A 14,288-nucleotide genomic window follows, 5' to 3' on the forward strand; every position below is an offset into this window, starting at 1 on the left:
CCATGAATTTCATCTACCAAGCCGTCGATCGCAAGGGCAGGCGCGTTCGTGGCGAACTCTGCCTCCCCACGCGCCAGGATGCGCTGCGGCAGTTGCAGCGCCAGGGGCTGACCCCGCTCAGCCTGGAGGTGAAACGCCGCAACCTGGGCTCGCGACGTCGGCTCAAGGCCGAGGAATTGAACATGGCCATCCACGAGCTGGCCACCATGCTCGCGGCGGGAGTGAGCATGGCCGACGCGGTGGAGGCCCAGGAGCGAGGCGCGCGCCACCCGAAGTTGATTTCCGCCCTGCAGGCGATGGCCAATGGTCTGCGCCAGGGGCAATCCTTTCCCGTAGTGCTGGAGAGCGCCGGCCTCGACTTGCCGCGCTATGTATATCAACTGGTGGCGGCCGGCGAGATGACCGGAAACCTCGCAGGAGCTCTGAGGGACTGTGCCACGCAGATGGAATACGAACGGCGAACCCGCGCCGAGTTGCAAGGGGCGCTGATCTACCCTGCGATTCTGGTGCTCAGCGGGGTGCTCGCCGTGGCGACCCTGTTCGTCTTCGTCGTTCCGAAATTCGCCAATCTCCTGAACGAGACCGCCCAGCTTCCGTGGCTTGCCTGGGCAGTGCTGAGCATCGGGGTATGGAGCAACGAGAGTTCCGGCTTGCTGGCGTTCGCCGTCCTGCTGCTTGCTGGCGGCATTGCCGTGGCGCTGCGCAATCCGGCGCTCCGCGCCCATGCGCTCGACCAGTTGGTGCGCCTGCCCGTAGTCGGGGAATGGTTGATGCAGGCGGAAATAGCGCAATGGTCGAAGGTGCTTGGAACCCTGCTGGGAAATCGTGTGCCGCTGGTGGAGGCCCTGGCGCTTTCCGCCGCTGGCGTCCGCATTGCCCGGCAGCGCCGGACCCTGGAGCGAGTCACCCAGGATGTGCGGGCCGGCATCGCCTTGTCGGCAGCGTTGGAGGAGCGCCAGGCGGTCACGTCCATCGGTTCGAGCCTGGTGCGGGTTGGAGAGGCCTCCGGGCAGCTCGCGGAGATGCTGCAGAGCCTGGCGACGCTCTATGGAGAGGCCGGGCAGGCGCGAATGAAAAAGGCCCTGGTACTGATCGAGCCTCTGGCGATCCTGCTGATCGGCTCTGTGTTCGGCCTGATCATTACCGGCGTGGTACTGGCGATTACCAGCGCCAACGACATGGTGCTTTGAATGCCGGGTATCGATGCCGCGGCTGGTTGGATGAGACGTGAAGTGGAAACCGTATGAACAGAGCTGCACAACAGGGCTTCACCCTGCTCGAGATGATTGTGGTGTTGGTGATTATCGGCATGCTGATGGGGCTCGTCGGGCCGCGACTGTTCAGTCAGGCCGACAAGGCGAAGGCGCAGACGGCGGATACCCAGGTGAAGATGCTCAAGGGCGCGTTGCTCACCATGCGCCTGGACATCGGCCGGCTGCCGACCGAAGAAGAAGGCCTGGCGCTACTCAACACGCCGCCTTCCGATGAACGTCTCGGGGCCTTCTGGCACGGGCCCTACCTCGAGGGCGGCGTACCGCTGGACCCCTGGAACCGGCCTTACCTGTACAGCGACAGGCCGAGTGCCGAACAACCCTTCACTCTCTACAGCCAGGGCGCGGATGGGCAGCCCGGTGGGAAAGGCCTGGATGCCGATGTCGGTTACGCGCCCAAACGTTGACCAGGCCGCGTTCACCTTGCTCGAACTGCTGGTGGTGCTGGTGTTCGTCGGGGCCATTGCTGCGGTGGCGTTGCCCGGCCTGGTGAGGATGCAGGAGACCTGGGCGCGCAGGACCGCGCTGGACGATCTGTTCAATCAATTGCAGACCCTGGGCTATCGCGTGCGCAGCGACGGGCGGGAGCTGCTCATTGATGAGAGCGGGGCGGTTCCCGAGCAGTTGCTGCGACTGCCCGATGGCTGGACGGTTACTGCTCGGCCGCCGATACGTTACATGGCAAACGGAGTTTGCCTGGGCGGAAAGTTGCAGGTCCATCATGGGCGCGCGACACATACGCTGCTGCTTCAGCCACCCCTCTGCGCGCCCGGGACGATCCGCTGATGCCGGCGCGGCAGGAAGGCTTCACGCTCCTGGAGGCGGTGGTTGCGCTGACGCTCCTGGCAGTGGTCGGCGGTGCGCTTTTCGCCTGGCTCAACAGTGCCTTTCGGAGCATGCAGCGGGTCGAGGCGGCCGAGCTGCGCATTGAGACGGCCCGGGTGGCGATGGCCTATCTGGAGCGCATGAACCCTGCGCTCGAACCCGCAGGCAGGGTCCGGCTGGGGCATTACCGGCTGGAGTGGCGAAGTTCGCCACTGTCCGCATCGAAAGCGGCGGTGGGCCGCCATAGCGGCAGTCCGGGCATCTACGACGTGACCTTGTTCAGGGTCGTCGCCAGCATCCGGGCCGGCGATGGAACGCCGCAGACGCTGCAACTGGAGCTTCCCGGGTACGTGGTCATCCCAGCGCGACTGGGTGATGGACCATGATCCGCTCGCGACGAAAACAGGGTGCATTCACCCTGCTCGAGATGATCGTGGTGCTGCTGGTCGTTTCCTTCATCGGCACGTTGCTCATGCAAGGGTTGAGCTATGCCAGCAAGGCCAACCAGTCCTTGCACCAGAACCTGGGGCGCGGACAGGTCCGGGCGCTGACCTTCGATTGGTTCCGTGATGCGGTGGAGAACCTGGTCGCTCCCGAGGCTGGCGAGGTCCGCTGGCGTTTGCGAGGGGACGAACTCAGTTTCGAGGCCATGTCTGCCGCGGCCCTGGATCGCCGTGCGGGCATCCCGACGCCCTTGGCCTTCCGGCTCGAGCGGCGGGCAGGAGAGGACAGGACCGAGTTGATCTATGTGCGAAGGCTGGAGGACAGTCGCTGGCCCCTCCTGCATCTGCGCGGCGAAGCTCGCTTCCGCTATCTGGACGGTCATGGCCAGTGGCACCGGGACTGGCCGCCGAGCGCGCAACTGGCCGATACCCTTCCCGAGGCGATGGCACTGACGGCTCCCGAGGAGCGCCTGTTTGTCCTTGTCGCGGTCGCGCTGCCCAGAGCGAGGCCCGCCGAACATGATTTCTGATGGCGCATGCCGACATGCGGCGTCTGCCCGCTCGTCTGGCTTCGTTCTGGTCGGAGTGGTCTGGTTCCTGGCCATCATGACCCTGCTGGCCAGTGCCGCTGTACTCTGGGTCGGGCGCTCGCTGGATGCCACGGAAAACCGGCGCAAGGCGCTGCTTCGTGAGCTGGAGGAGCATGCCTTGCTGGCGCGGGTCCAATGGCTGGTGGCTACCCAGCGCTATACCGTCGCGGGCCTGAGCGTACCGGGAAATGCTGGCGCCGCGCCGAGCAAGGTGGACATGGACACTTCGATCCTGCCCATTGGCGGGGAGCTGCCTCTGGATGGCCGGGAGTTCTGCATGGCCAATGGCTGGTGCATTGCGCTGCTCGATCGCTCCGCGCGCCTCAGTCTTTCCGGCATCGATCCGCGGGTACTGTCCAGGCTGCTGGCGGGGTTGGGGGTTCCCGCCGAGCAGGTGCAGGTCATGGTCGCCCAATGGTTCAGCTATCTCTATCCCGGCGCCGCTCCACGACTGGGTAGCGCCGCGCAAGCCAGCGACAGGTCCTCTCCGGGCCAGGCCCGGCGCCGTCCGTTGCGCTCGGTGATGGAAGTCTTCCGGCTGGAGGCCTGGCGCCCCTGGGAAGCGCATTTGCTCGACGCCGGTTGGCGCGATCTGGTTGCGGCGGACGAGGCGGCGCTGAACATCAACACCGCGGATGCCCGAATCCTGTCTCTTGCCTGGGGACTACCGGAGGACGCTGTCGGCCGACTGCTGCAAGCCCGCTGGCAGCGTCCGTTCACCCGGATGTCGGACCTGCATGACTTCCTCGGGGGGCATGCGAGGCTGGTTCCCGAGGATGGCTGGGCGCGCCTGGCCAGTCCGGTCCTGTCGATTCGGCTCTACCCGCCAGGAGCCGAGCAGGGGACGGAATACGAGGTCCGCTTCAACTCAGAGCACCGCCTGCTGCCACCCTGGCAGCTTCTCTCGAAGAGGTCCGTGAAGATAAATGATCGCTACTCGAATCCTCCGCTGCATCCCGATATCGCCCCCGGGGTTCTTGCCGCCCCGCTTGTGGCAAGGCCGTGGTAAGGATGGCCGGGCGCAGCTTGAGTGGGTACGTAGAGGTACAGGGTTGGCGCGGCGCGCCCCAGCGCAGTGGATCGTGGATCGGGCGTGGTGTGTCTATCGCTGTCTCGATCTCAATCATGTGCCGCGCTCTGACCGGTATCAGGCACTGGCGTTGAAGCTTGCCGCCCTGGCGCCTTTTCGCCGCGCAGGCCATTACGTAGCCTGGCGGGGTGGCCATGCTCTGGTCTGGTTCTGGGATGAGGAGGTCCGGGAGGCCGTTGCCGAAGACTGCGTCGACCAACCTCGGCGTTATCGCTGTATCCCCGAATCCCTCCTGCAGGCTCCCCCTCGGTCGGTCGCGGAAGGCGAGACGGTTCGGCTGCTTCGGGTTCGCTCCGGGCTGGATCTGCAGGTCTGGAGAGATGACTGCCTTGTCCTGAGCCATTTCTTTCCCAGCCCACCCCAGCCAGAACAATGGGTTCGGTTGCTCCGGGGGCTGGCGGGAATACGCATTCCGGAGAGCCTGGTTGCCGAGCCTGGGGAAGCGCTGGGCCGTCCCTGGGCCGTTCCGGCGGCGGAAGCAACGCTGCTGCGATGGGAGCGTTGGTTGCCGCATGGGCTCATAGCCACCCTGTTGCTGGGATGCGGATTCAATCTGGGGGAAGGTTTGTCCTGGTGGTGGGCCGAGCGTGCGCTGCGAACGCAGTACGACCAGCTGAGCGACCAGGTCTCGCCGATCCTCAGCGCACGCAACCAGGCCTTGCAGACCAATCGGATGGCCACGGAGCTGGGGCGCGCTTTGCAGCATCGCTCGCAGGTGGCGCTGCTGGGACAGGTAGCGGAACTGTTGCCGAAGGACAGTCGGTTGCTCGCCTGGCGCTATCGAGGCTCCGAGCTGGAGTTGCGGATTGGCACCGACAGTGTCGACCCGCGTCTCTATGTGCGGCGTTTCATGGAGTCTGGGAGTTTCGAAGATGTCAGGGTGGAACCTTCGCAGAGCGAGGGGCTATCGCTGAGCCTGGTCCTGCGTACGCCGGGGGAGGGTGCCTGATGTCGGACTTCCAGCGATCACTGCAGTTCCAGGGGCGGAACCTGCAACGACAATGGCAGGAAAAACCACTCTTGCGCATGGCCATCTGGAGCCTGTGCCTGCTGCTGGTTGTGCATCTGGTCATGCTCAGCATGGATTGGAGGGAGGAACGAGGGGAGGAATATCGTCGTCTGGCCGGGGAATGGCTCAAGCTCCAGGACGTTTCCCGGCAGACCGCCTGGCCGGAGCGGGCGATGCAGGCGGAGCAGGTCCTGAACCTTCAGCGAGAGCGCTTCTGGCAGGCGCCGAATGCGTCGCAGGCGAGGGCCGATGTGCAGGCCTGGCTGACCGAGCGGGTTCGCCTGGCGGGCGTCCCTGACGCGGAAGTGAGCGTACTGCTTCCTCGCGGCTTCGAGAAGCAAGGGACGATCGCGCGTATCGAGGCCCAGGTTCGCGGGCAGTTGCAGCCAGCCTCGTTCAGTCGGTTGTTGCAGGATATAGAAGCGGAGCAGCGGCAAGTAGCGGTGGAGTTTCTGGAACTGAACAATATGTTGTCGCCCATGCTCAATCTACAGTTGTCGTTCCTGTTCGTAGCGGCCTATTGAAGCGGATGCGGATCGGGCAGCACCCGTTTGCCGGAAGAGTTCGGCGGAGGGCGGTGCCCGTCGATGGAGCGAGTTGCCGCCAGGCGGCCGGGAAACCGAATCCGCTCGGGACGCCTGCGATTCGGCTCCCCGGCCCGCCATTGTCGCATTCGCGCAGCGAAGAACGGCCAGTCTGGCCCGGCCTGTAAACAAGTGCAAAATTTTACTTCATGGTCGGCTTGGCACTCCGAGCCGGCTCGTCCATGCTGGAGCACAACTTTCCCATGGATACCATTGCCATGAAGTTCCTGCTGCCCCTGCTGCTGTTATTTCCGCTTTCCACTCTCGCCGACGACAAGGACTACGACCAATGCATACTCGACTACCAACGCACGGCGAAGAGCGGGGTGGCGGTTCACTTCATCACCCAGGCCTGCGACAAGTTGTATAACGACGGTTCCTTCCTGCTGTCGCGGGAAAAGGCTTATTACGAGTGTCTGCTGGAGAACCTGCCGGGGGTGGAGAACAACCTGGCGGCGCAGAAGATCAGGAGCGCTTGCGAATCGAAGTCGCAGAATTGATCTGGCGAGGAGGGGAGCGAAAGTAGCCAGTGAGGTTTCCGACGGCATCGGCAGGATGCCGTCGGGAAAACCGGCTTAGCGTTGCAGCCAGGATTCGACGGTTTCGGAACCGTACTGTTCTTTCCAGGCTTTCAGAACCTTGTGGTTGCCGCCCTTGGTTTCGACGACTTCACCGTTGTTCGGGTTCTTGTAGACCTTCAGGGCGCGGGCACGGCGCTGCGGAGCGGCGCTGACGGTGACCGGAGCCTTGGGGTCGAGGATGGCGATGATGTTGTGCAGGGTCATGCCGTACTTGTCCATCAACGCCTGCAACTTGTCCTTGAATTCCAGTTCCTGCTTCAGGCTGCTGTCGCTTTTCAGCTTTTCCAGCAGGGCCAGTTGCTCCTGAAGTTTGCGCTCTGCCTCGCGGAACTCGGCAAGTTTGGACATTCGTTTCACTCCCGTTCTAAAAATATGGTGCTGGGTTTTGGTGCATTTATAGTGGCTTTACGGACTTTCCGTGTCCGCGGCAAAGGATAAGTCTTTATCTACTGGAAGAACAATATAGTTGCACGGTTTTATTGACTAACGGACTGTGGGGACAGCTTGCCGGATGTTTCCCGGAAGAATATGAAACCTTTATGTCCGTGGGGATAATGCTTCGTACAACCCATGGGAGAGAGATGGCAGAACGGGCCCGTTGTGTGGAAGCCCGTTTTAGAGCGGATGGCGAAGCGCCAGGGGAGAGTCGGGCGAATCAATCGCCCCGATATTCGCAACCGCTGGTGCAAGTTTCGTGGACGCGGACCTTGGAGAGTTCCGGCAACAGCGGCTTGAGTTGTTGCCAGATCCAGCGGCAGAGGTTTTCGCTGGTGGGGTTTTCCAGGCCTGGAATATCGTTCAGATAATTGTGGTCGAGTTGCTCGTAGATCGGCTTGAAGATCGCCTTGATTTCCGCGAAGTCGCGGATCCAGCCGGTATGCGGATCGACCTCGCCTTCGATGTGGATGGCGACACGGAACGAGTGGCCGTGCAGGCGCCCGCATTTGTGGCCTTCGGGGACGTGGGGCAGGCGATGGGCGGATTCGAAGGTGAATTCTTTGAAGAGTTCCACTGTAGTGCGCTCTGGATCGGGGTTATCGGACAACCGGAATGGGGGCGCCATGGTAGCAGGTTTGCGCGCCGGACCCGGTCTGCTCCGACCGGGCGGTCGTTCACCTGAGTTGCAGGCGGCGCGCCAGGCGCGCCAGGTTGGCGCGATCCAGGCCCAGCTCGCGTGCAGCCGAGGCCCAGCTTCCCTGGTGACGGGCCAGGCAGTCCTGGATCAGGTGGCGTTGGTAGGCGTCGGTGGCCGCGCGCAACGAGTGACCGGTCTGTGGCACGGCGGGCGCGGGCTCGACCACGCTGCGAGGTGGCGCGGGGGTTTCCGCGGGCAGGTCGAGATCCTGCCGATGCAGGGTGACGATCCGCGACCGCTCCGGATTGTGGCCGAGGGCCTTGAGCGAGGCGCGGCCGACCAGGTGCTCGAGTTCGCGCACGTTGCCCGGCCAGCGATAGTCGAGGAGCGCGGCCTGGGCCTCGTGGTCCAGGCGCAGGCTGCGCAGTCCCAGGCGCGGTCGGTTTTCCTCGAGGAAGTAGCCGGCCAGCAGGAGGATATCGCGGCCGCGCTCGCGCAGCGGCGGCACGCGCAAGGGATAGACGCTGAGGCGATGGTAGAGATCGGCGCGGAAGCGCCCGGCGCGCACTTCCTCGGCCAGGTCGCGGTTGGTGGCTGCGATCAGGCGTACGTCGACGCGGTGCTCGCGATCGGAGCCGACCCGCTGCAACTGCCCGCTCTGCAGCACGCGGAGCAGCTTGGCCTGCACCGCCAGCGGCAACTCGCCGACCTCGTCGAGGAACAGGCTGCCGCCGTCGGCCAGTTCGAACTTGCCGCGCCGTTCGTTGACCGCGCCGGAGAAGGCGCCGCGCACATGGCCGAACAATTCGCTTTCCACCAGGGTCTCGGGCAGCGCGGCGCAGTTGAGACTGATCATCGGCTTGCCGCTGCGCATGGAATGCCGGTGGATGGATTGCGCCACCAGTTCCTTGCCGACCCCGGTCTCGCCGGTGATCAGTACGCTCAGGTCGCTGTTGGCGACCAGGCGGATTTCTTCCAGCAGCGCCTTGTGCGCGGCGCTCTGGCCGATCATTTCCCGTGGCCGCTCGCCAGCGGCTTCGAGATAGGCCTCGGCGCGCTGGTGCTCGTCCTCGGCGCGGCGGGTCAGGTCGCGCATCCGCTCGCTGGCCTTGACCGTGGCGGCGGCGAGACTGGCGAAGGCCTCCAGGGTGTCCAGGTCGGCGCTGGCGAAGCGCGACGGATCGAGGGTATCCAGGGTCAGCAAGCCCCAGGGCTGGTCGTCGAGGTACAGCGGACAGCCCAGGCAATCATGGATTTCCAGGTGGCCGTGGAGGCCTTCCACCAGACCGTCGTAGGGATCGGGCAGGCCGCAGTCGGCGGGGAAGCGGGTCGGCCCGCGGCGCTCCAGGAGGGCCTCGAGGCGCGGATGTTCGCCGACCCGGAAGCGCCGGCCGAGGGTGTCCGGGCTGAGGCCGTCCACCGCCAGCGGGATCAGGTATTCGCCGTCCAGGCGCAGCAGCGCGGTGGCGTCGCAGGGCAGCAGGTCGCGCAGGGCCTGGAGCAGTCGGCGGTAGCGTTCGTCTTCCGGCAGGTCGCGGGACAGGTCGGCAACCAGCGGGATCAGGGTGGCAAGCAAGGGGTTGGTGGTCATTTCGACCTCTTTGCAGTCCTAATGACTCTGAATGGTTGCAGTCATTATGACCTATGTCGGCCTGCAAGGCCCGTAAATTCTGGTAGTTTGCCTTGGCACGCTTCCTGAAATGCTTCGAGGTGAAACAAAACCTTGCATGCGTCAGGAGTCATCTATGTTGTCCAATGCCCAACGTGCCCTCATCAAAGCTACCGTACCGCTGCTGGAGACCGGCGGTGAAGCGCTGATCACCCATTTCTACCGCACCATGCTCGGCGAGTACCCCGAGGTGCGCCCGCTGTTCAACCAGGCCCACCAGGCCAGCGGCGACCAGCCGCGGGCGCTGGCCAATGGCGTGCTGATGTACGCCAGGCACATCGACCAGTTGCAGGAACTCGGCCCGCTGGTGGCCAAGGTGGTGAACAAGCATGTCTCCCTGCAGGTGCTGCCCGAACACTATCCGATCGTCGGCACTTGCCTGTTGCGGGCGATCCGCGAGGTCCTCGGCGAACAGATCGCCACCGACGAAGTCCTCGAAGCCTGGGGCGCGGCCTACCAGCAACTGGCCGACCTGCTGATCGAGGCCGAGGAGTCGGTGTATGCCGCCAGCGCCCAGGCCGATGGCGGCTGGCGCGGCGTGCGGCGCTTCCGCGTGGCACGCAAGCAGGCGGAGAGCGAGGAAATCACCTCGTTCTACCTGGAGCCGGTGGACGGCCAGCCGCTGCTGGCGTTCCAGCCGGGACAGTACATCGGCCTGCGGCTGGACATCGACGGCGAGGAAGTGCGCCGCAACTATTCGCTTTCCGCTGCCAGCAACGGCCGCGAATACCGCATCAGCGTCAAGCGCGAGGCGGGTGGACGGGTCTCCAATTACCTGCATGACCGGGTCGCCGAGGGCGACGAGCTGGATCTGTTTCCGCCGGCTGGCGATTTCGTCCTGCGTGACAGCGACAAGCCGCTGGTGCTGATCACCGCCGGCGTCGGCATCACCCCGGCCCTGGCCATGTTGCAGGAAGCGCTGCCGCAGGCGCGGCCGATCCGCTTCATCCATTGCGCCCGGCATGGCGGCGTGCATGCCTTCCGCGACTGGATCGAAGACGTGTCGGCGCAGCACGAGCAGGTCGAGCACTTCTTCTGCTACAGCGAACCGCGTGCCGGCGACAGTCCCGACGCCGAGGGATTGCTGAGCCGCGAGAAACTGGCCGACTGGTTGCCGCAGGAGCGCGACCTGGACGCCTACTTCCTCGGACCCCGGCCTTTCATGGCGCAGGTCAAGCGCCACCTGGCCGACCTCGGCGTACCCTCGCAGCAATGCCACTACGAGTTCTTCGGTCCGGCCGCCGCGCTGGACGCCTGAAGCGACGGGCCGGCGCGAAATGCGTCGGCCCTTTTCGGAAAAAGGAGATCGAGATGAACGCTCTGTTCGATTGTACACGGCGGGTGCTGCGGATCGGTCACGGGCTGCTGGCGGCCGGCCTGGCGCTGCTCGTCGCCGGCGTGATCGCCGCCTATTTCCTCGACCGCTACCTGAACATGCCGGCGCTGGTGTTTTCCCATGCGCTGGTGATCCTCGGCCCGACCCTGTTGAAGATTGGCTACGTGATGCGCCTGAGCGCGCTGTTCCGCATGCGTCGACCCGGTTGGGAGGTCTGCTGTGCAAGTGCTTGATCGTTCCAGGCTGATGGCCATACCGCCGATCTGGCGCCTGGGCTTCCGCCCGTTCTTCCTCGGCGGCGCGCTGTTCGCGGTGCTCGCCATCGCGCTCTGGCTGGCGGCGCTGGCCGGGCTCTGGAGCGGCTGGCAACCGGTCGGTGGCTGGCTGGCCTGGCATCGTCACGAAATGCTCTTCGGTTTCGGTGTGGCGATCATCGCCGGCTTCCTGTTGACCGCCGTGCAGACCTGGACCGGCGTACCCGGCCTGCAGGGCAAACCCCTGGCCCTGCTCGCCGGACTCTGGCTGGCGGCGCGCCTGGCCTGGCTATTCGATGCGCCGCTGGCGCTGCTGCTGGTGCTGCAACTGAGCTTCCTGCCGCTATTGGCCTGGGCTATCGGTCGCAGCCTGTGGCGGGTGCGGCAGAAGCGCAATTACCCGGTGGTGGGCCTGTTGCTGCTGTTGACCCTGGCCGACGCCCTGGTCCTGCTCGGCCTGTTCGAGGGCAACGACGACTGGCAACGGCGTGCCTCCATCGCCGCGCTATGGCTGATCGCCGGAATGATGAACCTGATCGGCGGGCGGGTGATCCCGTTCTTCACCCAGCGCGGTCTCGGCCGTCAGCAGCAGGTGCCGGCGATCGCCTGGCTGGACAATGGCATCCTGCTGGGCTGCGTGCTGGTGGCGCTGCTCACCGCCGCGGGCGTCACGGCGCAGCCGACGCCCTGGCTTGCAGGACTGTTCGCCGCCCTCGGCGGTGCGCAACTGTGGCGCCTGTGGCGTTGGCGCGATCGCGGCATCTGGCAGGTGCCGCTGCTCTGGTCGCTGCACCTGGCGTATTTCTGGATCGCCGTGGCGCCGCTCGGCATGGCGCTCTGGAGCCTGGGCCTGGCGCTGGCGCCGAGCCAGGCGCTGCACGCGCTGGCGGTGGGCGGCATGGGCGGGTTGATCCTGGCGATGCTGGCACGGGTCACTCTCGGCCATACCGGTCGCGCGCTGCAACCGCCGGCAGCGATGCCCTGGGCTTTCGCCCTGCTCAATCTCGGCTGCGCGGCGCGGGTGTTCCTGCCCAGCCTGTTGCCGGCGAACTGGGCGCTGCCCCTGGCAGGCGGACTGTGGGCTTTGGCGTTCCTGCTATTCGCCTGGTGCTACGCGCCGATGCTGTGTCGTCCGCGGGTCGACGGCCATCCCGGTTGATCAGGGGGCTTGCCGCAGACGCCGCAGCTCCTGGTTCAGCCAGTCGGCGGAGTTGCGCGTCTGCCCGGCGCAGCGCACCTGGTAGGGCTTGCCGCTGAGGCTGCTCTGGGTCGCGGCGCGCTCGATGAAGTCCTCGCTGCTGGCGACCAGATCCTTGCGCTCCAGGTAGTCGAGCTTCTTCTGCAGGTGGGCGCGGGCCTCCGCGGCCGGGTATTCGCTGCCGTTGCGGATGAAGGTGCAGCCGCTGTCTTCAACAAAGCTCAGCAAGCGGCCGATCTCCTGGCTCGCCTGCGGGGAGGGCGTGGCCAGCGCCGGCAGGCTCGAGGCCAGCAGCCAACAGGCGGCGCAGGTAGTCCGCCAGGTAATCGTGAAAGCGCGCATCGTTCCAGTACTCCATGTGGCTCAACGGGGTGTGCCGCTTGTACCAGGGACCGACCGGCAGGGCGAGGTCCTCGTGGACGACCGCGGCGTAGTTCTGCAACGGCCGCAGCGGATAGCCGAGCGGATCGGCCGGCGCGTAGACGTTCAGCCAGCGTGCCTGCTGGCGGATCGCCGGGGGCAGGCAGTGGCCGGGAAAGCGGATCGGACAGACCTTCTCGTAGGCGAAGGTGAACAGCGGGATGTTGCAACCGAAGGTGACCAGCCCGGCCAGGGTTTCCAGGCCGAGGAAGGGGTCGATCGAGCAACTCGGCGTGCGGTTGAGTTTCTGCTGGTCCCAGATGAAGTTGGATACGATGTGCCCGCCCAGGGAGTGGGCGAGGATCACCAGCGGCGTCTGCGGCCCGACCTTCGCGCGCAGGGCCATGATCCCGCTGCGCACGTGCTGGTGGACCTGCTGGTAGGTGGTGTCGTAGGCGGCGCTGACCTTGCGGTAGCCGCTGGCGTCGCCGAGGAACAGCGTCACCGCCCGGCGCAGCCAGCGCCAGCCCAGCGGCTCGCGCTCGATGCGCTTGAGGTAGTCCAGCTCGCGGGCGTCCAGCACGCTGGCCCAGTACAGGCTCTGGAAGGCCACCTCGCCGGCTTCCGCGCCGAGACGTCGGCGCAGCGCCGCCACCAGTTCGCGGGCGTAGCTGTGCAGACCGTCCTCGTCGCGGCTATCGGGCTGGTCGCCGATGCCGTGGATCAGCGCTACGGCCAGTTTCATGCAGGATCCTTCTCGTCGGTGGCGGCTCAGTCCAGCGCTTGCAGGCGTTCTCCGAGCCGGCCGCCGTCGACCAGTTCGAGGAATTCGTCGCCGAGCCTGCGGCTTTCCGCCATCGCCTGGCGCCAGTAGCGCTCGCGGCCGTCGTCGTCGCCGAGGTAGCGAGTGAAGTCCTTGCGGTCCGGCAGCTTGGCGTGCGGCAGGCGCGCCAGGTACTCGCGCGACGGCGCCAGCAGCAGCACGTCCTGCAGGCGCCCGGCGTCGCCACGGCGCCAGGGCAAGCCCTTGTCGAACCAGCCGGGGATCACCTTGTCGGTGAAGTGCGGGTAGAGCACCACGCCGCGGTCCTCGTAGGGCAGGTCGAGATGGTAGTCGAGCAGGCCGCCGTCGCGGTAGGTGCCGGGGCCGGCGCCAGGCAGGTTGCGGACGCCTTCCATGACCATCGGGATCGAGCCGGAGGCGAGCAGCGCCTGGCGCAGGTTGCCGCCGTCCAGGTGCAGGTAGCGCGACGGGAAGTCGGTCAGCGCGGCCAGCGGCGGCGCCTGGCGGGCGTCATGCAGGATCACCCGTTCGAAGTGGCGGTGCAGGTGGCGGCGGCCGATCAGGTTGTCGCGGATCACCGAGGACAGCCCCAGGCCGAGGCTGGCCTTGTGGTCGTGGGCGAGGCGCCCGTGGCTCTTCACCACCACCACGTTGAGGCGGTACAGCGGGTTGTCGAGGATCCGCGCGTCCTGGCCGGCGAGCAGGTCGTCGAGCATCGCCGCGCACTTGCGCGAGACTTCGGCGATGCTCACGCCCTTGGGAAAACGCTGCCGGGTGTACAGCTCGCCGAGGCGGGTGAGGCCGGCCACGGCGTCGGGCAGGCAGGCGCTGGCGAAGCGCCAGGAACCGATGGAGGCGCCGATCAGCGAGCGTTCGCGCGGGGCGCGCGGCAGCCACTCGCCGAAGATCGCCAGGTCCAGTCCCTGGATGCCCAGCGCCTTTGGCCCGCCGGCGGCACCGGGGACGATGCCGACGTCGGCCGGCTGCAGTCCGCGCTCGCGGATGCGGGCGAGGGCGCGGCGACCGGCCTTGAGGGTCAGTGCGGGGGACTTGATCTGGATGGCTGGCATGCTGGTCTTCTCCCTTGCGAACCGGCGATTATAGGACGAGTTGTCGCAGGACCAAGCGCTTTCGAACGCCGGCGAGCCCCATCGCAGAGGCTTTCCGTTACCCTATGGCGCGCCCCGGCCATGTCCTTGCGGCAAATTCAGCTTCAATT

The 14,288-nt window shown here is 65.9% G+C and carries 18 protein-coding genes; 12 read left to right on the plus strand and 6 right to left on the minus strand.

All coding sequences use genetic code 11. The features are described 5' to 3' along the window. The first annotated feature begins 2 nt into the window (after positions 1 to 2). From VQ067_RS12415 to VQ067_RS12455, 9 genes are all read left to right on the plus strand, one after another. Positions 3 to 1,190, plus strand: a complete 1,188-nt coding sequence (locus tag VQ067_RS12415; protein ID WP_003138899.1) for a type II secretion system F family protein — start codon at positions 3 to 5, stop codon at positions 1,188 to 1,190. Between the two features lie 53 nt (positions 1,191 to 1,243). Then, positions 1,244 to 1,678, plus strand: a complete 435-nt coding sequence (gene gspG, locus VQ067_RS12420) for a type II secretion system major pseudopilin GspG (protein ID WP_003090519.1) — start codon at positions 1,244 to 1,246, stop codon at positions 1,676 to 1,678. Continuing rightward, the gene (locus tag VQ067_RS12425; protein ID WP_021264907.1) at positions 1,647 to 2,057 is read left to right on the plus strand and encodes a hypothetical protein; all 411 of its coding nucleotides are present in this window, start codon (positions 1,647 to 1,649) and stop codon (positions 2,055 to 2,057) included. Before gspG ends, VQ067_RS12425 begins: the two co-directional genes overlap by 32 nt. Further along, positions 2,057 to 2,482, plus strand: coding sequence for a PulJ/GspJ family protein (locus tag VQ067_RS12430; RefSeq protein WP_003110087.1), 426 nt, complete (start codon positions 2,057 to 2,059; stop codon positions 2,480 to 2,482). The genes VQ067_RS12425 and VQ067_RS12430 overlap by 1 nt, the downstream gene beginning before the upstream one ends. Beyond that, positions 2,479 to 3,069: a PulJ/GspJ family protein gene (locus VQ067_RS12435; protein WP_003110086.1), complete on the plus strand. Its 591-nt coding sequence runs from the start codon at positions 2,479 to 2,481 to the stop codon at positions 3,067 to 3,069. The genes VQ067_RS12430 and VQ067_RS12435 overlap by 4 nt, the downstream gene beginning before the upstream one ends. After that, positions 3,059 to 4,138 (plus strand): type II secretion system minor pseudopilin, encoded by a 1,080-nt coding sequence (locus VQ067_RS12440; RefSeq protein ID WP_033991114.1) that lies wholly within the window; start codon positions 3,059 to 3,061, stop codon positions 4,136 to 4,138. The genes VQ067_RS12435 and VQ067_RS12440 overlap by 11 nt, the downstream gene beginning before the upstream one ends. 646 nt (positions 4,139 to 4,784) lie before the next feature. Continuing rightward, positions 4,785 to 5,168: a hypothetical protein gene (locus VQ067_RS12445; RefSeq protein ID WP_065426587.1), complete on the plus strand. Its 384-nt coding sequence runs from the start codon at positions 4,785 to 4,787 to the stop codon at positions 5,166 to 5,168. After that, positions 5,168 to 5,752 carry a GspMb/PilO family protein gene (locus VQ067_RS12450; protein WP_033991116.1) on the plus strand — a complete coding sequence of 195 codons (585 nt, stop codon included), beginning with the start codon at positions 5,168 to 5,170 and terminating at the stop codon, positions 5,750 to 5,752. The genes VQ067_RS12445 and VQ067_RS12450 overlap by 1 nt, the downstream gene beginning before the upstream one ends. Positions 5,753 to 6,015: 263 nt before the next feature. Further along, positions 6,016 to 6,312, plus strand: a complete 297-nt coding sequence (locus tag VQ067_RS12455; RefSeq protein WP_009877656.1) for a VF_A0006 family four-cysteine protein — start codon at positions 6,016 to 6,018, stop codon at positions 6,310 to 6,312. Between the two features lie 75 nt (positions 6,313 to 6,387). Here the strand turns inward: VQ067_RS12455 and mvaU are convergent, their stop codons facing one another. The 3 genes from mvaU to norR form a co-directional block, all read right to left on the minus strand. Continuing rightward, positions 6,388 to 6,741, minus strand: coding sequence for a histone-like nucleoid-structuring protein MvaU (gene mvaU / locus VQ067_RS12460; RefSeq protein WP_003090506.1), 354 nt, complete (start codon positions 6,739 to 6,741; stop codon positions 6,388 to 6,390). Positions 6,742 to 7,048: 307 nt separating this feature from the next. Then, a complete protein-coding gene (queD, locus tag VQ067_RS12465) occupies positions 7,049 to 7,405 on the minus strand; it encodes a 6-carboxytetrahydropterin synthase QueD (protein WP_003090505.1) in 357 nt (118 codons plus the stop codon). A 100-nt stretch (positions 7,406 to 7,505) separates the two neighbouring features. Beyond that, complete coding sequence (gene norR / locus VQ067_RS12470; RefSeq protein ID WP_033991117.1) at positions 7,506 to 9,059, minus strand: nitric oxide reductase transcriptional regulator NorR; 1,554 nt, start codon at positions 9,057 to 9,059, stop codon at positions 7,506 to 7,508. A gap of 154 nt (positions 9,060 to 9,213) precedes the next feature. On the opposite strand from norR, the gene hmpA reads away from it, so the two are divergent. Genes hmpA through VQ067_RS12485 form a run of 3 tightly spaced genes read left to right on the plus strand, consistent with a single transcriptional unit; the run spans position 9,214 to position 11,886 of the window. Further along, positions 9,214 to 10,395 carry an NO-inducible flavohemoprotein gene (gene hmpA, locus VQ067_RS12475; RefSeq protein ID WP_022579953.1) on the plus strand — a complete coding sequence of 394 codons (1,182 nt, stop codon included), beginning with the start codon at positions 9,214 to 9,216 and terminating at the stop codon, positions 10,393 to 10,395. Positions 10,396 to 10,448: 53 nt separating this feature from the next. Next, positions 10,449 to 10,706, plus strand: a complete 258-nt coding sequence (gene ppyR, locus VQ067_RS12480) for a psl/pyoverdine operon transcriptional regulator PpyR (RefSeq protein ID WP_062842472.1) — start codon at positions 10,449 to 10,451, stop codon at positions 10,704 to 10,706. Then, positions 10,693 to 11,886 (plus strand): NnrS family protein, encoded by a 1,194-nt coding sequence (locus tag VQ067_RS12485; RefSeq protein WP_003131074.1) that lies wholly within the window; start codon positions 10,693 to 10,695, stop codon positions 11,884 to 11,886. Before ppyR ends, VQ067_RS12485 begins: the two co-directional genes overlap by 14 nt. On the opposite strand, the gene VQ067_RS12490 is transcribed toward VQ067_RS12485, so the two are convergent. The 3 genes from VQ067_RS12490 to VQ067_RS12500 are packed head-to-tail and all read right to left on the minus strand — an operon-like array spanning position 11,887 to position 14,139. Next, entirely contained in the window at positions 11,887 to 12,153 is a 267-nt protein-coding gene (locus VQ067_RS12490; RefSeq protein ID WP_003090500.1) for a YfeK family protein, read from the minus strand. Then, positions 12,137 to 13,030: a hypothetical protein gene (locus tag VQ067_RS12495; protein ID WP_023123170.1), complete on the minus strand. Its 894-nt coding sequence runs from the start codon at positions 13,028 to 13,030 to the stop codon at positions 12,137 to 12,139. Before VQ067_RS12495 ends, VQ067_RS12490 begins: the two co-directional genes overlap by 17 nt. A gap of 26 nt (positions 13,031 to 13,056) precedes the next feature. Further along, the gene (locus tag VQ067_RS12500) at positions 13,057 to 14,139 is read right to left on the minus strand and encodes a hypothetical protein (RefSeq protein ID WP_003138917.1); all 1,083 of its coding nucleotides are present in this window, start codon (positions 14,137 to 14,139) and stop codon (positions 13,057 to 13,059) included. Between the last annotated feature and the right edge of the window lie 149 nt (positions 14,140 to 14,288).

Source organism: Pseudomonas sp. KBN12P06040 (assembly GCF_037574965.1).
Taxonomy (GTDB): Bacteria; Pseudomonadota; Gammaproteobacteria; order Pseudomonadales; family Pseudomonadaceae; genus Pseudomonas; species Pseudomonas aeruginosa.